This window comes from Streptomyces mobaraensis NBRC 13819 = DSM 40847 (genome assembly GCF_017916255.1).
Taxonomy (GTDB): Bacteria; Actinomycetota; Actinomycetes; order Streptomycetales; family Streptomycetaceae; genus Streptomyces; species Streptomyces mobaraensis.
This window is the reverse complement of the sequence record NZ_CP072827.1, coordinates 4,590,279-4,609,840: the sequence shown is the minus strand read 5'-3', so window position 1 is coordinate 4,609,840 and position 19,562 is coordinate 4,590,279. Positions and strand designations below refer to the sequence as shown.

General features: G+C 71.8%; 20 protein-coding genes and 1 pseudogene. 6 read left to right on the top strand and 15 right to left on the bottom strand.

The genetic code is table 11. The annotated features are described in order from the left end of the window. Positions 1 to 102: 102 nt before the first annotated feature. Entirely contained in the window at positions 103 to 1,308 is a 1,206-nt protein-coding gene (gene rocD, locus J7W19_RS19925; RefSeq protein WP_004944577.1) for an ornithine--oxo-acid transaminase, read from the top strand. Here rocD and tgmC read toward each other — a convergent pair. From tgmC to J7W19_RS19895, 6 genes and pseudogenes are all read right to left on the bottom strand, one after another. Further along, positions 1,305 to 2,549 (bottom strand): ATP-grasp peptide maturase system methyltransferase, encoded by a 1,245-nt coding sequence (tgmC, locus tag J7W19_RS19920; protein WP_004944581.1) that lies wholly within the window; start codon positions 2,547 to 2,549, stop codon positions 1,305 to 1,307. The genes rocD and tgmC overlap by 4 nt on opposite strands. After that, positions 2,539 to 3,305 (bottom strand): annotated as a pseudogene (locus tag J7W19_RS19915) (MvdC/MvdD family ATP grasp protein). The gene tgmC and the pseudogene J7W19_RS19915 overlap by 11 nt, the downstream one beginning before the upstream one ends. Then, a complete protein-coding gene (locus J7W19_RS33045; RefSeq protein ID WP_051072591.1) occupies positions 3,302 to 3,496 on the bottom strand; it encodes a putative ATP-grasp-modified RiPP in 195 nt (64 codons plus the stop codon). Before J7W19_RS33045 ends, J7W19_RS19915 begins: the two are co-directional and overlap by 4 nt. Before the next feature lie 251 nt (positions 3,497 to 3,747). Continuing rightward, positions 3,748 to 4,248, bottom strand: a complete 501-nt coding sequence (locus J7W19_RS19905) for a hypothetical protein (protein ID WP_004944590.1) — start codon at positions 4,246 to 4,248, stop codon at positions 3,748 to 3,750. Then, positions 4,245 to 4,652, bottom strand: coding sequence for an ATP-binding protein (locus J7W19_RS19900; RefSeq protein ID WP_063825791.1), 408 nt, complete (start codon positions 4,650 to 4,652; stop codon positions 4,245 to 4,247). The genes J7W19_RS19905 and J7W19_RS19900 overlap by 4 nt, the downstream gene beginning before the upstream one ends. Positions 4,653 to 4,654: 2 nt before the next feature. Then, the gene (locus tag J7W19_RS19895) at positions 4,655 to 5,071 is read right to left on the bottom strand and encodes a DUF6415 family natural product biosynthesis protein (RefSeq protein ID WP_004944597.1); all 417 of its coding nucleotides are present in this window, start codon (positions 5,069 to 5,071) and stop codon (positions 4,655 to 4,657) included. Positions 5,072 to 5,192: 121 nt separating this feature from the next. Here J7W19_RS19895 and J7W19_RS19890 point away from each other — a divergent pair, with 121 nt between their 5' ends. Continuing rightward, the gene (locus J7W19_RS19890) at positions 5,193 to 6,548 is read left to right on the top strand and encodes a tetratricopeptide repeat protein (protein WP_040889720.1); all 1,356 of its coding nucleotides are present in this window, start codon (positions 5,193 to 5,195) and stop codon (positions 6,546 to 6,548) included. 7 nt (positions 6,549 to 6,555) lie between these two features. Here J7W19_RS19890 and J7W19_RS19885 read toward each other — a convergent pair whose 3' ends face one another. The 3 genes from J7W19_RS19885 to pdxR all read right to left on the bottom strand — a co-directional run bounded on the left by J7W19_RS19885 (position 6,556) and on the right by pdxR (position 9,684). Further along, the gene (locus J7W19_RS19885; RefSeq protein WP_004944603.1) at positions 6,556 to 7,752 is read right to left on the bottom strand and encodes a glutathionylspermidine synthase family protein; all 1,197 of its coding nucleotides are present in this window, start codon (positions 7,750 to 7,752) and stop codon (positions 6,556 to 6,558) included. 5 nt (positions 7,753 to 7,757) lie between these two features. Beyond that, on the bottom strand, positions 7,758 to 8,111 hold the full coding sequence (locus J7W19_RS19880) for a hypothetical protein (protein ID WP_004944606.1): 354 nt from the start codon (positions 8,109 to 8,111) through the stop codon (positions 7,758 to 7,760). Between the two features lie 82 nt (positions 8,112 to 8,193). Next, positions 8,194 to 9,684: a MocR-like pyridoxine biosynthesis transcription factor PdxR gene (pdxR, locus tag J7W19_RS19875; protein ID WP_004944608.1), complete on the bottom strand. Its 1,491-nt coding sequence runs from the start codon at positions 9,682 to 9,684 to the stop codon at positions 8,194 to 8,196. Between the two features lie 47 nt (positions 9,685 to 9,731). On the opposite strand from pdxR, the gene J7W19_RS19870 reads away from it, so the two are divergent. After that, on the top strand, positions 9,732 to 10,238 hold the full coding sequence (locus J7W19_RS19870; protein WP_004944610.1) for a carboxymuconolactone decarboxylase family protein: 507 nt from the start codon (positions 9,732 to 9,734) through the stop codon (positions 10,236 to 10,238). Next, positions 10,238 to 10,957, top strand: coding sequence for an isocitrate lyase/PEP mutase family protein (locus J7W19_RS19865; RefSeq protein WP_004944613.1), 720 nt, complete (start codon positions 10,238 to 10,240; stop codon positions 10,955 to 10,957). The genes J7W19_RS19870 and J7W19_RS19865 overlap by 1 nt, the downstream gene beginning before the upstream one ends. A 56-nt stretch (positions 10,958 to 11,013) precedes the next feature. Here the strand turns inward: J7W19_RS19865 and J7W19_RS19860 are convergent, their stop codons facing one another. After that, a complete protein-coding gene (locus tag J7W19_RS19860) occupies positions 11,014 to 11,937 on the bottom strand; it encodes a hypothetical protein (RefSeq protein WP_004944616.1) in 924 nt (307 codons plus the stop codon). A 5-nt stretch (positions 11,938 to 11,942) separates the two neighbouring features. Continuing rightward, positions 11,943 to 12,320 (bottom strand): hypothetical protein, encoded by a 378-nt coding sequence (locus J7W19_RS19855; RefSeq protein WP_004944620.1) that lies wholly within the window; start codon positions 12,318 to 12,320, stop codon positions 11,943 to 11,945. Between J7W19_RS19855 and J7W19_RS19850 the strand changes: the two genes are divergently transcribed. Further along, on the top strand, positions 12,319 to 12,621 hold the full coding sequence (locus J7W19_RS19850) for a hypothetical protein (RefSeq protein ID WP_004944624.1): 303 nt from the start codon (positions 12,319 to 12,321) through the stop codon (positions 12,619 to 12,621). The two genes, J7W19_RS19855 and J7W19_RS19850, sit on opposite strands and share 2 nt — an antisense overlap. Positions 12,622 to 12,750: 129 nt before the next feature. Next, the gene (locus tag J7W19_RS19845) at positions 12,751 to 13,662 is read left to right on the top strand and encodes an aminoglycoside phosphotransferase family protein (RefSeq protein ID WP_004944627.1); all 912 of its coding nucleotides are present in this window, start codon (positions 12,751 to 12,753) and stop codon (positions 13,660 to 13,662) included. 3 nt (positions 13,663 to 13,665) lie between these two features. Here J7W19_RS19845 and J7W19_RS19840 read toward each other — a convergent pair whose 3' ends face one another. From J7W19_RS19840 to J7W19_RS19825, 4 genes are read right to left on the bottom strand one after another with little or no spacing between them, the layout of a single operon-like run. Beyond that, positions 13,666 to 14,628, bottom strand: coding sequence for an ABC transporter substrate-binding protein (locus tag J7W19_RS19840; protein WP_004944629.1), 963 nt, complete (start codon positions 14,626 to 14,628; stop codon positions 13,666 to 13,668). After that, on the bottom strand, positions 14,618 to 16,567 hold the full coding sequence (locus J7W19_RS19835) for an ABC transporter permease (RefSeq protein WP_004944632.1): 1,950 nt from the start codon (positions 16,565 to 16,567) through the stop codon (positions 14,618 to 14,620). The genes J7W19_RS19840 and J7W19_RS19835 overlap by 11 nt, the downstream gene beginning before the upstream one ends. Further along, positions 16,564 to 17,844: a quaternary amine ABC transporter ATP-binding protein gene (locus J7W19_RS19830; RefSeq protein WP_233478138.1), complete on the bottom strand. Its 1,281-nt coding sequence runs from the start codon at positions 17,842 to 17,844 to the stop codon at positions 16,564 to 16,566. Before J7W19_RS19830 ends, J7W19_RS19835 begins: the two co-directional genes overlap by 4 nt. Positions 17,845 to 17,867: 23 nt before the next feature. Further along, positions 17,868 to 19,430 (bottom strand): GMC family oxidoreductase, encoded by a 1,563-nt coding sequence (locus tag J7W19_RS19825; RefSeq protein WP_210455357.1) that lies wholly within the window; start codon positions 19,428 to 19,430, stop codon positions 17,868 to 17,870. Positions 19,431 to 19,562 lie beyond the last annotated feature (132 nt).

The window sequence follows — 19,562 nt, the reverse complement described above, 5'->3', positions numbered from 1 at the left end:
GCGCACATTCTCTCAGGTACCGGCGCCGACTCGGTCCGGCGGTGGCTGCGTCGGTGTTAGAAAGGCGGACAACCGCATGCCCCGACCCGAACGGAGCACACGTTGAACGCCACCGAACGCAGCATCGCCGCCGCCGAGGCCCATGGCGCGCACAACTACCACCCCCTGCCGGTCGTGGTGGCGACCGCGGAGGGCGCGTGGATGACCGACGTCGAGGGACGCCGCTACCTCGACATGCTCGCCGGGTACTCGGCACTCAATTTCGGCCACGGCAACCGCCGTCTCCTCGACGCCGCCAAGGCACAGCTCGAACGGGTGACCCTCACGTCCCGGGCGTTCCACCACGACCGGTATGCCGAGTTCTGTACCGAGCTCGCCGCGCTCTGCGGCAAGGACATGGTGCTGCCGATGAACACCGGCGCGGAGGCGATCGAGACCGCCGTCAAGACCGCCCGGAAGTGGGGGTACCGGGTCAAGGGTGTGCCGGACGGCCGGGCGAAGATCATCGTGGCCGACAACAACTTCCACGGCCGCACCACCACCATCGTCAGCTTCTCCACCGACCCCGAGGCCAGGGCCGACTACGGCCCCTACACCCCCGGCTTCGAGATCGTGCCCTACGGGGACCTGGCCGCCCTGGAGGCGGCCGTGGACGAGAACACGGTGGCGGTGCTCCTGGAGCCGATCCAGGGCGAGGCGGGCGTGCTCGTCCCGCCGCCCGGCTACCTGTCCGGGGTGCGGCGGCTGACCGCCGAGCGGAACGTGCTGTTCGTCGCCGACGAGATCCAGTCCGCCCTCGGGCGCACCGGCAGCACGTTCGCCTGCGAACACGAGGACGTCGTGCCCGACGTGTACGTCCTGGGCAAGGCCCTCGGCGGTGGCGTCGTCCCCGTCTCGGCCGTCGTCGCCGACCGTGACGTCCTCGGCGTCTTCCGTCCCGGCGAGCACGGCTCCACCTTCGGCGGCAACCCGCTCGCCTGCGCCGTCGCCCTGGAGGTCATCGCCATCCTCAAGACGGGTGAATACCAGGAGCGCGCCACCCGCCTCGGCGAGCACCTCCACCACGAGCTGGGCCTGCTCGTCGGCACGGGCGCCGTGGAGGCGGTCCGCGGCCGGGGCCTCTGGGCCGGCGTCGACATCGCCCCGTCGCTCGGCACCGCCCGCGAGGTCTCCGAGCGGCTCATGGAGCGGGGGGTACTGGTGAAGGACACCCACGGATCGACGATCCGGATCGCACCGCCGCTCGTGATCTCCAAGGAGGACCTGGACTGGGGGTTGGAGCGACTGCGGGCGGTACTCGCGGGTTAGCGAGCGGGGGTACGAACCGCTCCGCGCGGTTGCCCTCGGACGCCGGACGGGCTGGTTGTCGGCAGGCGCCAGCTCGGCCCGTCCGGTGCGCCGAGCCACGCCCACTGACTCTTTTCCGTGACGGTGACGCCGAACTCCGTCGGCATCGGGGAATCGGCCGCACGCCAGGTGTCGAGCGCGTTTTCCAGCATGTCCCACAGAGCGACGGGGCCGCCTTGGCGGACGTTCCACGCGTCGTCGCCCTTGGGCGTGAGGACGGCGAAGGATGCGTCCGTGGCATCGAGCACATACGTGCAGGGCGTGCCGTCGTCGGCCGGCATGGAGAAGAAGCGGGCGCCTGGCATGGCGAGTTGCGCCATGAACCCGCTGCCGGCCGTGGTCAGCGTGTCGGGTCCATAGCGGGTACTGCGCGGAGTGCCGTCGTCCGGTGCGGGAATCACGCCGAGGTTTCCGGGGGCGTCCTGCTGCCGGGCAATCATGAAACTCGCGTCGCCGTCGATGAACCGGCCCTCGGCGCACCCCTCGCGGTCCACGGTGAGGCGGACCAGCCCGAGTGAGCGCATCCAGCCGCGGAGGGTGGCGAGGACGAGCCCGCCGGAGCGGGTCTGCCGCACCCAGGTGCAGGGGACGTGGCGCACACCGCAGGTGGCGATCGTCCGGTCGTAGGGGGCGCCCCCGGGAGCCCCGGCCATGCCGTCGCCGACGATGAGCCGGGGAGCGTACCCACAGCGGCCGAGCGCGGCGCGGGCGCGTGCTGCGACGTCGGGATCGGTCTCGACCGAGGTGACCCGTTCCGGGCCCAGTCGGTGGCACATGAGCGCGGCCGAGTATCCGGTGCCGGTACCGACCTCCATCACGCTCATACCGTCGTGCACCTGGAGTTCTTCCAGCATGTGCACGACGAGCGCCGGCAGGGTCGAGGACGACGTCGGGTGCGCGCCCTGGATGGGCCGGGGATCACTCCAGTCGATCTCTTGGCCGTCGAACTGTGTGACGAGGGTTTCGTCGGCGTACGCCTGCCGCAGCCATTCCTCGACACCGACGATGCCGGCCGTGACGGGCGTCCACGTCGTCAGGCCGGGAGCGTCGGTCTCGCGGTAGAAGCACCGGACGAACTCGTGCCGGGGAACGCCCTCGACGGCCGCGCGCCATCCCGGGGTGCGCAGCCAACCGTCGTCGGCGAGCCCGGCCGCGAGCTGTTGCCGCAGCTTGGTTGCGATGGATTCGACGTCAGGTGCCATGCGTGCCTCGTTCCAGAAGATCGGCGACGGCTGTGGTCATGGGAGTCCCGTGGGGGGTTCCATCCATGCCCATTGCCCGGAGGGGTTGCACTCGATGAACGTCCACTCGCCCGAGGGGGTGAGCGCGAAGTCGAATGCGCCGAAGACGAGCCCGAAGTGCCGAAGGTAAGCGAAGAGCGCGCTTCGGACGTCCGGCGGCGGGACGACAGGGGTGTACGTGTGGGTGCTGTAGTCGATGCGCCAGTCGAGCAGTCCGGAGTCGACGCGCACCGCGAAAACTCGCTCCCCGACCACGGTCACGTGGACGTCCGCGGCCTTGTCCACCTGTGCTTGGAAAAGGTGCGCGGCGGCGGCCAGGCCGGCGGGTTTGTACTCGGCGTCGCCGATGCGGTGGGGGTGGTTGACGTACAGGCAGCCGGGGAGCGAGGCGAGGACGCCGCCGAGGCCGTAACGGGCTTGAGCGACGGCGAACCGGGCGTCCCTGACGTCGAGGTGGGGAAAGGCGAACCCGGAGGGGCGCCGGTAGTACAAGGACCGGACAGTGCCGAGTTCGGCGGTGCGGGTCGGAGTTTGCACGCTTCCGTGCCACTGCTGGGCCTTGCCGCCGATAAAGGCGGAACACGCGAGAGTGGCGGGGAAGTCACCGGAGTCGAACCGCACGACCGGGACTCCCCGGTCGTGCAGCTCGGCGATGACGAGATCGGCGGTCGGGTCGTCGAGGTTGGTCACGACCGCGACCGGGCGGGGGTCGGTCACTGGTCGGTGTCGTTCCCCGTGTCGCTGTCGGGGGAGTCGCTGTTGCGGTCGCCCTGGCCGGTCGTACCCGTTGGCGGATTGGTGCCGGACGACGTGCCGTGCCCCGGCACCATCACGACGGCACCGAAAGCGTCGAGGTAGCGGGCCGTCTGCGTGTCGGCGTGCAACTCGATGTGAGCGTACTGATGCACCTCGGCCGGGGGTACGGGGCGATGCGGCGCAGCGCCCACGGGGTGGGGGTCCGGTGCCCCTGTGGGAGCGGGGTTCCGGTGGGGAATCGGTCGGCGTAGTCGAACATCACGTGCCTTTCCGTTTCGGAGACGGAGACGGACAGGACTGTGCGGTGATGCACCGCCACGGCCCTATGGCGTTGCTGCCGTCGGCGGGTAGGGCGGAGATGCGCCCGGTAGGAGCGAGCGGCAGGTGGGTCGGTCCGGGGCGATCAGACTCCGGGGTGGCTCATTCGTACGGTGAGGCGGGAGCGTGGGCGCGCGCGGGTGGTGCCCCATCGGACCGTGCCGGCCTGGGCACCGGCCTCGATGAACCGGAAGAGGTCTTGTCGAGCGCGGCCGACGGGGGTCGGCTCGAACGAGAGGGTCAGGCGCACAGGGCCTCCGACGGCGACGTGCTTCTGCCATTCCCGTCCGGTGCCGGGGATGCGGAGTTCCCACCAATCGTCCCCGTAGTCGAGACGGACGGTGCCGTGGTGCAGCGATATGCGCGATCCGACATAGCGGGGTCCCTCCTCGATGGGCCCCAGCCCCAGGCAGAAGGACAGGGCGCGCATTCCGGCCTCGATCCACTCCACGGTTTCGCCGAGCCGCCGGGGCGGTTCGTGAGTCAGCAGGAGGTGGGCGACCAGGCCGGTGTCGGCGTGGTGGATTCCGTGGCTGTAGGTGAGGCCGGTGAGCAATCCGAGGCTGGGCGTGATCCGTACCGTCACTGGGACTTCACCTCTGCCCACACTGCCTTGCCGAACGGCCTGCGGGTGCTCCCCCATGTGGCCAGGGCGTCGACGATGTAGAGGCCGCGGCCCCGGCATCGCTCGTCGCTCTCGGGTCTCAACCGCGGCTCACGGCGCACGGGGTCGTGGACCTGGATACGGGTGCGGGTGTCGGTGGCGTGGACGATGACGCGCAGGTGGTCACCCGGCTCGCTGCCGTAGCGAACCGCGTTGGTCACGAGCTCGGACACGACCAGCATGACGGCGAACGCGTACTCGTCGTCCGGGTCGGACACGGCGTGTTCGACGGCCTTCCGGGCGTAGACGCGGGCCGTTGCGGGCGCGCGCTCGGTGGCGGGCAGAGTGAGGTGCGCCGCAGTGCGGGAGACGTTCTCGGGCAACATCGTCACATGCCGTTCCGGCACGTGCCGCTGCCCGACACGGGCGGGGCCTGGTCCTGGCCGTTCCTGGCACGCGGTGACGTCCGTCTCGGCTCGGCGGACCGAGCCGCCCCGGACGACGAGTGACAGCGCAGCCTCTGGCAGACGCGCGCGAGGTTCTGCATATGGGCAACGGCCGAGCGCAGGCCCGGACCCGGGCCGGCGCCGAGTTCGCGGCGCGCGTCCTCCACGGCCGACGTCGCATGCCGCCTCTCGTCGGTGGAGGGAGTCATGGCTCCGGTACGGTCCTCGACCTCCCGCGCCAATCGCGTCACGTGGTCACGCAGCCGTTCGGTCAGCTCCCGGACCTCCTCGGCTCGGGGGAGCACGGCCGTGGGCATGAGCGCACGGCCGATGACATCGATGAGGTCCTGCCGCGTCACGGTTCTGATCCCTTCCTGAGTACGGTTCGCACAGCGAGGTAACTCCACCGATCGGCCTTCCCGGTACTGTGTGGAGGGAGCGTGAACGTGAAAGCCATGAAATCCGGCAGGAGTTGAGAACATGGCGAGCAGCCCACGCACTCCGAACACCGGTTTGAGCGCCCTGCTCGACCAGGCGCGATGGTCACGCGGTCAACTCGCCATGGCAGTCAACCGCATCGGTAACGAAATCGGGTTGTCGCTGCGCTACGACCAGTCGGCGGTGTCGCACTGGCTGTCCGGGACGATGCCACGGGCCCAGGTCAGGCCCGTCATCCTCGAAGCCTTCGCTCGGCGCCTCGAACGGCCTGTCGCCTACGACGAGGCCGGACTGACCCGCCCGGACGCGGAGGACGACGGCGGGAGCACTGTCGAGGAGCTGCTCGACATCGGGCGGGCCGACATGGACCCGTCGCGCAGAGGTGTTCTCGCCGCCGGCGTGTACTCGGCCGTATTGGCCGTACCGATGTTCCCGGAGCTCGCGGGCCGTCCGGCCCATGCCGCCACCGGCAGGACCACACGGATCGGCGAAGCCGAGGTGGCGACCGTCCGGACCATGACCGAGAAGATCGCCGACATCCTCGACGAGCTCGGGGGAGGCCACGCCCGCCCCATGGCGGCGGCCTTCCTGGTCAACACGGTGGCCCCCTACCTCCAGGCCGCGGGTACCGAACGTGTACGCAAGGGCATGCTCGCCGCCGCCTCCGACCTCGTCTACCTGACGGGCTGGATGGCGATGTACGAGCGTCAGCACGGCCTCGGGCAGCGCTACTACACCAAGGCCCTCAAGCTGGCCGGTGCCGCCGAGGACCACGTCACGTACTGCCGCACCCTGCGGGGCATGAGCCTCCAGGCCTCGAACCTGGGTCACGGCACCAAGGCCCTGCAGCTCGCCGACGCGGCCGCCGAAGCGTCACCGAAGGCAGGGCCGCGCCTTCGGGCGTTCCTCGCCGGGCAACAGGCCCACGCCGCGTCCATGACCGGGGACCGGCACACCGCCTTCGCCCGGCTCCGGGAAACGGAAAGCGCCCTCTCGAAGGCCGATTCCCGGCGTGAGGCCATCGGCGGCTACGACACCAGCGCCTATCAGTTCCACGTCTCGCACGTGCTGTACGAGCTCAAGGACCTCACCGGATCGATCCGCGCGATGGAGGAGTGCCTGAAGCTCCAGCCACGCCAGGAGCGCCAGGGCCGTGCGCACTCCCATGGGCTGCTGGCGCAGCGGCAGTTCGAACTCGGACATCTGGACGCCGCGTGTGCCACCTGGCACCGGTTCCTCGACGACTACGTCCAGCTCTCGACGGCACGGGGCGACGAGCATGTCGACATCATGCGCCGCCGGATCCGGCCGCACGCGTCGGCCCGGTCCGTCAAACCGCTCATGGAACGCGCCCGGGAGGTCGCCCGGAGCAAGTCCGGGCCCCGCCAGACGTGGTAACCGCGCGCTAGAGGATCACATGCGGCAGGAAGCGCGCGTAGCCGTCCGTCACCAGGCCGGAGGACTCCCGTATGCCGAGGCCCGCCGGTTCGTCCTCGACGACCCACGCGCCCAGCACCACGTGGTTGCCGTCGAACGCGGGCAGCGGGGCCAGCTCCTGGTAGCAGCAGGGTTCGTCCCGGAGTGCCGGGGCCGCGTCGCTCGGCGGGTGGACCGTCACCCCCGCGCCCTCCCGCCCGAGCAGCGGCTTCGCGACGTAGCCCGTGGTGCGGGACAGCTCGCGCGGGCCGTCCACGTACGCCGGGAGCAGGTTCGGATGCCCGGGGTGGAGCTCCCACAGCACCGCCAGCAACGCCTTGTTGGACAGCAGCATCTTCCACGCGGGCTCGATCCACAGCGTGGACCCCGTGCCGCCGCCGTTGTCGAGGGTGTCCAGGACGTGGGGGCCGAAGTCGTCGGAGACCAGCCATTCCCAGGGGTAGAGCTTGAAGCAGGCGCGGAGGAAGCCGTAGCGCTCGTCGACGAAGCGGTGGGATACGCGGTCCCAGCCGATGTTCTCCATGGAGATGGCGCGGGTCTCCAGGCCGGCCTGGTCGGCGGTCTCGCGGAGGTAGGCGACGGTCATCAGGTCCTCGCCGATCTCGTCGCCGGCGGAGTGGGCGAAGTGGACCGGTGTGCCGGGCGGCAGCAGGGCGGACTGCCGGCGCCAGGCGTCGACGAGGCGTTCGTGCAGGGAGTTCCACTGGTCGGCGCCGGGGACGCCGGCGAAGCGCTCCTCCATCCAGAACCACTGCGGGCCGGCGGCCTCCACCAGGGAGGTGGGGGTGTCGGCGTTGTACTCGAGCAGCCTGGCGGGGCCGGTGCCGTCGTAGCGGAGGTCGAATCGGCCGTACAGGGACGGCAGTTCGCCCCGTCGGCGCCAGGACTCGGCTATCGCTTCGGTCAGCCGGGGGTCGGTGATCCCCAGGTCGGCGAAGCGGCCGGTGTCCACGATGTGCGCGGCGGCGGCCAGGCACATGGCGTGCAGCTCGGCGACGGTCTCCTCCAGTGCCTCGACCTCGGGCAGGGTGAAGGAGTAGTAGGCGCTCTCGTCCCAGTAGGGGCGCAGTTCGCCGTCGGGGTGGCGGGTGAGCGGGTAGATCAGGCCCTGTTCCTCGACGGTCTCCTGCCAGCCGGGGCGCGGGGTGGTGCGGTGGCGGCGCACGGCGGTCACCCGCCTCCGGAGCCGGAGGAGCAGCCGAAGCCGCCCCGGTCGACCGCCTGGCTCTTGCTGAACGTGCCGCTGTCGGCATAGCCGCCGGACTTGCGGTCGGCACCGTAGTACCAGCGGGCCGAGGGCGTGCCGGAGGTGCCCGACGAGCCCGAGGAACCCGACGAGGACGTGCTTTTGCACGCCTTCGAGTCCAGCACGCGATAGCCGCGCGATACGTCGTAACTGTTCGGATCGACGCAGCGTTTGTCCGGCTCGGACCCGCACGAGGTGAGGGCGGCGGCGAGGACGCCCATGCCGCCCAGGACGACCGTGCTGGACCGGAGTCTGCGCCGTGAGGCGTTCTGTCCCATTCTTCTTTCCCCCGTCGTACAACCGTGTGTCCGGCTGTCCGTTCCACGATAGACCCGGGCACCGACAACGCCCCGGACACCCTCAGTCCGGCGGCGGCAGGGACCGCAGCAGCGCCTCCAGGACGCCGGGGAAGGTGTGGTCGGCCGGTGTCCCATAGGCGACGATCACGCCGTCGGGGCCGCCGGGCGGGAGAGGCGGCGCGGCGGAGTGGCGGTAGCGGCTCAGCCCTTCCAGGGCCAGCCCCTGCCAGTGGGCCGCCTGGAGGGTGGACCGCTCGGTGCCGGGCGGGAGTTCGAGGACGACGTGCAGCCCCGCGGCGATGCCGGTGACCCGGATGTGCGGGGCGTGCTCGGCGAGGGCGGCGACGAGCCGGTCGCGGCGGCGCCGGTAGCGCAGCCGCATCGATCGGACGTGGCGGTCGTACGCGCCGGAGGTGATGAACTCGGCGAGCGTGAGCTGTTCCAGGGTGCTCGTGCGCCACTCCCCCGTCGATTTGGCCCGCACGACCTCGTCGGCCAGGTCCTCCGGCAGCACCATCCAGGACAGCCGCAGGGCGGGCGAGAGCGACTTGCTCGTGGTGCCGCAGTAGACGACGCGGTCCGGGGCCAGGCCCTGGAGCGCGCCGACCTGCCGTCCGTCGTACCGGAACTCGCCGTCGTAGTCGTCCTCCACGACCAGGCCGCCGGTGCGCCCGGCCCACTCCACGACGGCGGTCCGGCGGTCGGGGTGGAGGGGGACGCCGGTGGGGAACTGGTGGGCGGGGGTGAGGAGGACCGCGCCGACGTCCCGTCGCCCGTCCAGCCCGGTCACGTCGGCGCCGCGGCCGTCGACCGGGAGCGGCACCAGCCGCAGGCCCGCCCGCGCGAACACGTCGTGGTGCTGCCAGAAGCCGTACGACTCGACCGCCGTGGCGCGCGTCCCCCGCCGCCGCAGGACGTCCCCGAGGAGCGCGAGGCCCTGCATGAAGCCCGCGCAGACGACGATCCGTTCGGGGTCGGCGCGTACGCCCCGGGCCCGCGCCAGGTAGTCGGCGAGGGCGGTGCGCAGTTCGACGCGGCCGCGCACGTCGCCGTACCCGAACGCCTCGTTGGGCGCGGCGGTGAGCGCGCGCCGGGCCGCGGCGGCCCAGGCGGTGCGCGGGAAGGAGGCGATGTCCGCGGTGCCGGTGCGCAGGTCGTGCAGGGGGCGCGCGGGCGGGCGTACGGGCCCCCCGGCGGACGTGGACCGGCCCGCCGCCGACCGGCCGGCGGGCGCCTGGGCCACCCGGGTGCCCGAGCCCTGCCGGGCGGTGAGCCAGCCCTCGGCCACCAGCTCCCCGTACGCGTCGGCGACGGTGTTGCGGGCCATGCCGAGGTCGCCGGCGAGGGAGCGGGAGGACGGCAGCCGGGTGCCGGGGGCGAGCCGACCGGAGCGCACGGCGTCCCGCAACGCCCTGACCAGCGCGGCCCGCACCCCGCCCGGCCCGGAGAGGTCGAGGTGCAGATCGGCCCCGGAGACGGTCCCGCCGCGCCCGGAAGCGGCCGGGGCGCCAGTGGTACCTGCGGCGGCGGAAGTGGCCCACGATTTCTCCATGAAAGTGGACCATACCTGTGGGCCGCCCCGGCCGTAGGGTCGGAGACATGACCGAGACCACGAAGAACGCCACGTCCACCGGGCACACCGGCACCCACCAGCACGGCCCGCGCATGGAGTACGCGCAGGCCGCCCCCGACGTCTACAAGGCCATGTACGCCCTGGAGCGGGCCGCCATCGAGGGCCTGGACCACACCCTCGTCGAACTGGTCAAGATCCGCGCCTCGCAGCTCAACCACTGCGCGTTCTGCCTCGACATGCACACCAAGGACGCCCGCAAGGCCGGCGAGTCCGAGGACCGCATCTACCTGCTGAGCGCGTGGCGGGAGGCGACCGGCTACTACACCGAGAAGGAGCAGGCGGCGCTCGCCCTCACCGAGGCCGTCACCGTCATCACCGACGGCTTCGTGCCGGACGAGGTCTGGGACGAGGCCGCCGACGCCTTCGACGAGAAGGAGCTGGCCCAGCTCATCGCGGTGATCGTCGCGATCAACGCGTGGAACCGGTTCGCCGTGACCACCCGCGCGGTGCCCGGCGCCTACCAGGCCCGTTGATGACGGCCGCGGCGTTCCGCGCCCTGCACCACGGGCGGCCGGCCGGCGATCCGCTGGTCCTGGCCGGCCCATGGGACGCGGGCAGCGCCCGGGCCTTCGCCGACGCCGGTTTCGCCGCGCTGGCCACGCCCAGCGCGGCGGTGGCGGCGTCGCTGGGCGTGGCGGACGGCGACGTTCCGGCCGCGGAGATGTTCGCGGCGGTCGCCCGCGTCGTACGGGCGGTGGACGTACCCGTCTCCGCCGACCTGGAGGACGGCTACGGGCTCCCGGCCCGGGAACTGGTCGAACGCATCCTGGAGACCGGTGCGGTCGGCTGCAACCTGGAGGACACCGACCGGACCACCGGACGGCTCCTGGACCCGCGCGAGCAGGCCGACCGGCTGGCCGACGTCCGGGCGGAGGCCGGCGACGCCCTGTTCCTCAACGCCCGGATCGACAGCTGGCTGCGCGGCGCTTCCGACGAGGACGCGCGGGAGCGGGCCCGGCTGTACGCGGCGGCGGGCGCGGACTGCGTGTACCCGATCCTCGCCCCGGAGGGTGCCCTGGCCGCGATCGGCGCGGCCGCCGGCCTACCGGTCAACGCCATGGCCAAGCCGGAGAGTTCGGCTCCGCACCGGCTGGGCCGGCTGGGCGCGGACCGGATCACCTTCGGGAAGGGGATGTTCCTGCGGTCCATGACGGCGGCGGGGGCGATCGCAGCGGAACTCCACGTCGGCTGACCGTCGTTCATGACGCGGCCGACCGGGGGCGGGGCCCCGGCCGGCCGCGGTGTGTGCTACTTGAGCGCGGCCAGGCTGCGCCGGACGACGGAGCGGTTGTGCTGCCGGGCCGCGTCGAGCCGGGTCTTCTTGGCGGCTATCCCCTTTTCCTGGAGCTTGGCCTCGGTGGCGAACCACACGTCGAGCAGCCCGGTGGACTGTTTGCAGTCGACCTCGGCGACGGCGATCTTCTTGGTCTCGGGGCTGGTGGCCCAGTCGTCCGCTTTCGGACCCTGGGTGATCTCGAACGGGTTCTTGTACGCGTATCCCTTGGTCTTCATGCAGGCGGACCAGGCGTCGAAGCCCTGCTGTACCGCCGGGTCCTTCATCGCCCGGGTGAAACTGTCACTGCCGATCTCCCGTGCGGCGGAGTCGTCCTGGGCGCCGGCTTTCTCCCGGGCCTCGGCGTTGCAGCCGCCTTTGGGCACGGGTACGCCGCCGATGGACCCCAGGACCTCGCCGTCGCCGTTCTTCCCGTAAAGGGCGTCCATCTGCGCGGAGGTCGGATCCCATCGGGGCGGTTCGCCCTGGGCGCTCGGCCAGGCGTAGCCCCACTTCTCCGCGGTGGCGCGGTCGGAGAGTCCGTAACGGCGCTCCAGGTTCGCGGTGTTGTCGGATATCGCCGTGTAACTCTCCGGCCGGACGGGCGGGTCGTAGGTGAGTCCGTAACGGGCCATGCACGCCTGCACGTTCCGCAGGACGGCGGCCCGCTCCGCGGTGGCGTCCTTGAAGGAGACCAGGTACTGCTCCACCGGGAGCTCCCGGCTTCTGAGCAGGCCCTGCCGGATGGTCGGGTCCGGCGCCACGGCGTCGGCCGCCGCGGCGACGGGGGTGTGCGGGGCCTGGTCGGCAAGGTGCTCCGAGCCGTACCAGGCGAGCCCGGCGACGGCGGCGACGAGCAGCGCCGAGGAGGTGATCTTCACGGGCGTGCGACCGGTCATGTGCCTCATCCCATCCGCCGGCTGGAGGCGTTGTTGTTGCGGACCGCCGGAAGGAGGTTGTACACCGTCCCGTTCTCCATGCGATCCACGTACCCCTCGAAATAAGAGTTGTAATAGGTCTCGTGGGGCACCCAGTCCTGGTTGGCGGCAGCCGCGGCCGCGTTCTTCAGCGCCTGACCGCTCCCGTAGTACTGCGGCATGCACTTGGTGTTGATTCCGAGGCGGAATTTTATGATGTTGCCGTTGGGCTGGTTCCGGAATTCATAGCGGATCGTTTCATCGCCCTCGACGCGGCCCCAGTGGTCCACCATGGAGCGGTTGGTGAGGTAGCAGGGGCTGATGATCTCGCCGCCGTTGTTCTTGCCGTAGTAGAAGTAACCCATGCAGGCGGCGACATTGGAACTGCAGATGTCCCAGTCGTACCGGGTCCCCGCCGAGGCCGGCGAAGCGGACGAAAACGTCATCGCCGCGGCGAATGCCACGGCGGTGGCGGCAAGTCCGGCCGAACCGTGCCGCCGTTTTTCCTTTTCCGGTTTCCGAATTCGCATACGGCGGATTCTTCACGGCGCCGCCGGGACCGCACCAGAGGCCGAACAGGTCGCCGGCGGCATGGAACGGATCACGCAGGACGTACCGGAACGGACGCGCGGTGACGCGCGGGCGGGCCATCCGGAAATGGCTTGAAATCCACGTGTGGACCACTTGCGCCCGGGCCGTCTGCCCGACTATGCGCGCAAATCCCAACCGGAAGGTACTGTTCGGTTGATCATGGCCGAGAATCAACCCTGGAGACCGGTCCGTTACGGTGGCCCAATGCTCGTGATTCCAGAGGGATTTGCCCGGCTGACCATCACCCGCGAGGGCGACGCGGGGCGCGCCTGGCTCACCCGGCTGCCCGCGCTGGCCGGGGACCTGCTCCGGCGCTGGGCGTGCGTACCGGACGGACCCGTCACCCACGGCCAGGTCGGCACAGTCGTCCCCGTCCGCCGGGGCGACGGCACTCCCGCCGTGCTGAAGGTCTCCTTCCCCCACCCCGGGAACGTCCACGAACCCGACGCGTTCGCCGTCTGGGACGGCCGCGGCGCCGTCCGCCTCCTCGAACGCGACGACGAGCGCTTCGCGATGCTGCTGGAGCGGGCGGGCACCGGCGCGCTCGCCGAACTCCCCGACGCCGACGAGGCCATGGCGGTCGCCGGCCGGCTCGCCCGCCGCCTGGCCGTGCCCGCCCCGCCCGGCCTTCCCCGGCTGCGCGACCGGGCCCAGGAGTGGGAGGAGGGCCTGGGCAAGGACGCCGAACGGCTCGGACACCCGCTGCCCTCCGCCGTCCTGGACGCCGCTCTCGCGACCGCCCGCGAGCTGGCCCCCGTACAGCCCGACACCCTCGTCCACGGCGACCTCCACGCCGCCAACGTGCTGCGCGGCGACCGCGAGCCGTGGCTCGCCATCGACCCCAAGGGCTTCGCCGGCGATCCGGCCTACGACGCGTTCACGCTCCTGCGGAGCCGGGCCGCCGACCTGCTCACCGCCCCGGACCTGGGCACGGCGCTGCTCCGCCGCCTCGCGGTGTTCGCCGAGGCGGCGGAGCTGGACCGCGAACGGACGGTCCGCTGGGCACAGTTGCGCTGCGTTCAGGCCGCGCTCTGGGGGCGCGACCACGGTGATCCGGAGTGGCTGGTGGGGATGTACGACCACGTGGCCGGGCTCCTCACCATGAGCATCAGCTGAGCGTCAGAGCCACTTCTTCCACACCTCCGGGTGCGCCTTCACCCACTTCGCCGCCGCCTTGTCGGCCGGCAGCTTGTCCTCGGCCATCAGCTGGGCGACCTCGTTCTGGTCCCGCTTCGTCCAGCGGAAGTTCTTCAGGAAGCGGGCCGCGTCGCCGCCCTTGCGGGCGAAGTCGGCGTTGAGGAACTTCTTCAGCGGGGTGGTCGGGTAGGCGCAGTCGACGGAGTCGGGGTCCGACTCGCCCTTCGTCCCGCAGGCGTCCGAGTACGGCGGAAGCTTGACCTCCACCATCGGCACCTCGTTGAACAGCCACTGCGGCTCGTACCAGTACGTCAGGAACGGCTTGCGGTCCTTGGCGAACTGCTTGATCTGGGTGATCTGCGCCGCCTCCGAACCGGCGAAGACGACCTGGTAGTCGAGCTTCAGGTTGTTCACCAGCGCCTTGTCGTGGGTGACGTACGACGGCGAGCCGTCGAGGAGCTGGCCCTTGCCGCGGCTCTCCGGGGTCTTGAGCTGCGACGCGTACTTGTTGAGGTTCCGCCAGTCGGTGACGTCGGGGTGGGCGTCGGCGAAGTACTTGGGGACCCACCAGCCGATGTGGCCGGTGACCCCGAGGTCGCCGCCGTCCGCGACGGTCTTCTTGTCGCTGACGTAACGCTTCTCCTGCTCGGGGTGGCCCCAGTCCTCCATGATGGCGTCCACCCGGCCCTGGCTGAGCGCGTCCCAGGCGGGGACCTCGTCGACCTGGACGGTGTCGACGCGGTAGCCGAGCTCGTGCTCCAGCAGGTACTGGGCGACAGCCGTGTTGGCGCGGGCGCCGACCCAGGACTGCACGGAGAGCGTCACGGACTTCGTGCCGGCCGCGTTGGCGTACGGCGAGCCCTGCTTGGTCATGTCGGCCGCGCCGCAACCGGTGAGGGTCAGGAGGCCGAGGGCCGCCGCACCGGCGATCCACTTACCGCGCATCACGCGCTCCCTTCGTCGGCTGGGTGACCCGGTCGAGCATCAGCCCCAGGCAGGCGATCGAGGCGCCGGCGACGAGGCCGGTGGCGAGATCGCCGCGGGCGAGGCCGAAGACCACCTCGTAGCCGAGGCCGCCACCGCCCACCAGGGCGCCGATGATGACGACGGACAGGACGAGCACCACGGCCTGGTTGACGGCGAGCAGCAACTCGTTGCGCGCCAGCGGGAACTGGACCTGGAGCAACTGCTGCCGGCCGGTCGCGCCCATGGACGTCGACGACTCCATGGCCCGCGGGTCGGCCTGCCGCAGCCCCTCGCCCGCGATGCGGATGACGGCGGGCAGCGCGTAGACGACGGCCGCCGCGGCGGCGGGCGCCCGGCCCACGCCGAACAGGGCGACCACCGGGATCAGGTAGACGAACTGCGGCATGGTCTGGAACACGTCCAGCACCGGCCGCAGCAGCCGCTCGGTGCGGCGGCTGCGGGCCACCGCGACGGCGACGGCGAAGCCGAGGACGAGCGTCACGGCGACGGCGGCGAGCACCTGCGAGAGGGTGTCCATGGCGCTGTCCCAGCGGCCGAGCACGCCGATCGCGGAGAGCGACAGGACGGCCGTCAGGGTGGTGCGCCAGGTGCCGATGGCCCAGGCCAGGGCGGCGACCAGCAGCACGGCGCCCCACCAGGGCAGCGCCTGGAGGCCGTCGCGCAGCGGGTCGAGGACCCAGCCGGTGTAGTGGGCCGCCCAGTCGGCGGTGCCGCCGATGCCCGGGATGCCGGAGTAGAGGTGGTCGACCATCCAGTCCTTCGCCCGGTTGACGGGCTCGGTGACGGCGACGGTCCAGCCGCGCGGCCAGTCGTGCGAGCGGGTCAGGACGAACCCGGCGACGGCCGCCGCGGCGAGCGCCCAGCCGACCGCGGGGTGGCCCCGGCGGACGGGGGTGCCGTCGGAGCCTCCCGAGGTGGTGCGGTCGAGGACGATCGCCAGCAGCACGATCGGGATGCCGGCGGCCAGCGCGGCGCCCACGTCGACGGTGGAGAGTGCCTGGTAGACGCGGTCGCCGAGGCCGTCCGCGCCGATGACGGAGGCGATGACGGCCATCGACAGCGCCATCATGATCGTCTGGTTGAGGCCCAGCAGCAGCTGCTTGCGGGCCATCGGCAGGCGTGCCGTGACCAGCCGCTGCCAGCCGGTCGCGCCCAGCGACTCCACGGCCTCCATGACGCCGGGGTCGGTGGAGCGCAGGCCGAGCGCGGTGAGCCGGGCCATCGGCGGCGCCGCGTAGACGACGGTCGCGAGGACGGCCGGGGCCACGCCGATGCCGAAGACGAGGACGACGGGCAGCAGGTAGGCGAAAGCGGGCAGCGCCTGCATGGTGTCCAGGACGGGCCGCAGGACGCGGAACGTCCGGTCGGACAGCCCGGCCGCGAGGCCGAGGAGCGCGCCGACGAGGACGGACGCGGCGACGGCGACGGCCATCAGCGCGAGCGTCCGCATCGTCGGCACCCACATGTCCAGCAGGCCGCAGACGGCGAACGACGCCACGGCCGTCACGGCGGCCCGGACGCCCGCGGCGCGCCAGGCCACCAGCGCGGCACCGGCCGTCACACCGGCCCAGCCGAGGGCGAGCAGCACGACGTAGACGGCGTGCACGGCGCCAATGATGACGTTGCTGATGTGGCCGAAGAAGTACAGGAACAGCCAGTGGCTGTCACGGTTGTCCACGATCCAGTCGCCGACCGAGCGCAGCGGCCCGTCGAGCGAGACGGTCAGCGCGTGCGGCCAGCCGCCGCTCCCCCACGCCGCGTGGGCGAAGGGGGCGAGGACCAGCCCGGCCACGGCCAGGGCCAGGACCTTGCGCGCGGCCGGGCGGCGGAGGAGCGCCCGGAACCGGGCGGTGTCCGGGGCCGTGGCGAGGGTGGGGGTGGTGCTGGTGGTGCTCATGCGGCCGCTTTCTCCAGGCGTCCGCCGCGCTGTGGACCGTCAAGTCCCGCGACGACGTTCAGGAGGCACTTGAAGTCGACGATCCCCACGCAGCGTCCGCCGTCCAGGACGCGGGCGGGCTTGCCGTCGCGGGCGACGACGTCGATGGCCTCGGCCACGGTCGTCCCGGCGGTCACGGTGGGCCCGGTGTCCCCGCGTGCCTCGCCGAGGGTGGCGGGGCGCATGGCGCGCCGGACGGTGAGGACCTGCTCCCGGGGGACGTCCTGGACGAAGTCGCGGACGTAGTCGTCGGCCGGGGAGCCGACGATCTCCTCGGGGGTGCCGCACTGCACGACCCGTCCGCCGCGCATCAGCGCGATGCGGTCGCCGATGCGCAGCGCCTCGGACAGGTCGTGGGTGATGAAGACCATGGTCCGGCCCTCGTCCCGGTGCAGCCGGACGACCTCCTCCTGCATGTCGCGGCGGATCAGCGGGTCGAGGGCGCTGAACGGCTCGTCGAACAGCAGGACTTCGGGGTCGGCGGCGAGGGCGCGGGCGAGGCCGACGCGCTGCTGCTGGCCGCCGGAGAGCTGGCCGGGGCGGCGGGCCTCCATGCCCGCCAGGCCGACCTTGTCGACCATCTCGGCGGCACGGGCGCGGCGTTCGGCCTTGGCCATGCCCTGGATCTCCAGGCCGTAGGCGACGTTGTCGAGCACGGTGCGGTGCGGCAGCAGGCCGAAGTGCTGGAAGACCATGGCGGCGCGGTGGCGGCGCAGCTCGCGCAGGGCGTTCTTGTCCATCGAGCGGACGTCCTCGCCGTCGATGGCGATGCTGCCGCTGGTGGGCTCGATGAGGCGGGTGAGGCACCGGACGAGGGTGGACTTGCCGGAGCCGGAGAGGCCCATGACGACGAAGACCTCGCCCGGGCGGACGTCGAACGACACGTCCCTGACGGCGACGGTGCAGCCGGCCTGCTCGCGCAGCTCCTCGGGGCTGAGGTCGGCCAGGTCGCTGCCCGGGACGCGCTCGGGGCGGTGGCCGAAGACCTTCCACAGGTTGCGGACGGAGAAGACGGGGGCGGCGGTGCCGCCGGATTCGGTGGCGCGGTCGGGCTCCGGAGCGCGCTCGGCGGTGGTGGCCGGGGCGTCGGCCGAGCGGGCGGGCTCGGCATCGGCGGTCCGCGAGGACTTCGCGTCGGCGGGGCGCTCGGCCCCGGTGGCGGTCCGCGAGGACTTCGCGTCCGCGGATCGCCTGGAAGCGTTGTCCGGCGTCTCGGGCGTCTCGGGCGTCTCGGGCATGCGATCGACGGTGTCGGTTCCGCTCACTGGCCGTCACCCCTTTCGGCCGGGCCCGATACAAGCAGCTCCGCGCACTTCTCCCCCACCATCAGCACGCCGATCATGGGATTGACCGCGGTCATGGTCGGGAAGACCGACGCGTCGGCGATCCGTACGCCCTCCAGGCCGCGGATCCGCAGCTCGGGGTCGACGACGGCCCGGTCGTCGGTCACCGCGCCCATCCGGCAGGTGCCGGCCGGGTGGTAGACGGTGTGGGCGACCTTGCGGGCGTACTCGCTGAGCTCCTCGTCGGAGGTGATCTCCGGGCCGGGGCAGACCTCGCGCTTGAGCCAGCCGGCCAGCGGCTCGGTCTTCGCGATCTCGCGGGCGAGGCGGATGCCGTCGACGAGCGTGCGCGCGTCGTAGTCCTCCTCGTCGGTGAAGTACCGGAAGTCCAGGGCCGGCTTGACCTCGGGGTCGGCACTGGTGAGGTAGAGGCGGCCGCGGCTGCGCGGCTTGGGGATGTTGGGGGTCATCGACACGCCGTGCGCGGGCTTCTCGTAGCCCAGCCGCTCGGGGTTGTCGGTGAACGGGATCTGGTAGAAGTGGAACATCAGGTCAGGCCCGTCGGCCTCCGGGTCGCGGCGGACGAAGAGGCCCGCGTCGGAGTCCATCGCCGAGTTCTCGGGGATCGGCCCGTTCGTCTCCCAGACGATCACCGACTCGGGGTGGTCGAGCAGGTTCTCGCCGACGCCCGGCAGGTCGTGCACCACCGGGATGCCCAGCGCCTCCAGATCCGCCTTGGGGCCGACGCCGGAGTGCATCAGCAGCCGCGGGGTGTCGACCGCGCCCGCGCAGAGGATCACCTCGCGGCCGGCCTCGACCAGCAGCTCCTGCCCGGCCTTGGTCCGGGCGCGGACGCCGGTCGCCCGGGTGCCGTCCAGCTCCAGCTTGTGCGCCCAGGTCTCCAGCAGGATGCGGAGGTTGGGGCGGTCACCGGCCTCGATGTGGGGGTGGAGGTAGGCGACGGACGCGGAGGAACGCTTGTTGTTCTCGGGGTGGTACGCGAGGTCGAAGAAGCCGACGCCCTCGTGGAACGGCTTCTTGTTGAAGCCCTCGACACGCGGCACGCCGGCGGCCCGCTGGGCGGCTTCGACGAAGTCGCGGGCGATGGCGTTCCGGTCCTTCTCGTCGACCGGGACGATGTTGTTCCGCAGCCGCTCGAAGTAGGGGTCCATGGACGCCCAGTCCCAGCCCTCGGCACCGGCGGCGGCCCACTCGTCCCAGTCACCGGGCAGCGGCTTGAAGGAGATCAGGGTGTTGTGCGAGGAGCACCCGCCGAGGACGCGGGCGCGGCTGTGGCGGATGTGCGAATTGCCGCGCGGCTGCTCGACGGTGGGGTAGTCGTAGTCGAGGTCGCCGCCGAGCAGACCGAGCCAGCGGCGCAGGGTGAGGACGTCGGGGCGGTCGATGTCCGTGGGACCGCCCTCGATGACGACGACGCTCGTGCCGGGGTCCTCGACGAGCCGGGACGCGATGACCGAGCCGGCGGTTCCGCCGCCGACGACGACGTAGTCAGCCGTGATCTTCTCAACTGCGGGGGGCATGCGGGGTGCTCCTCTGGGGTGGAGTGGTCGCGGAAGGTACTGCGCTGGGTCGTGCTGTGTGCGTGGCTTGGGTGGGGAGTGAGAGGCGGGTGGGTCGGATGTCGGGGGTGGGCGGGCGGGTACGCGACAGCG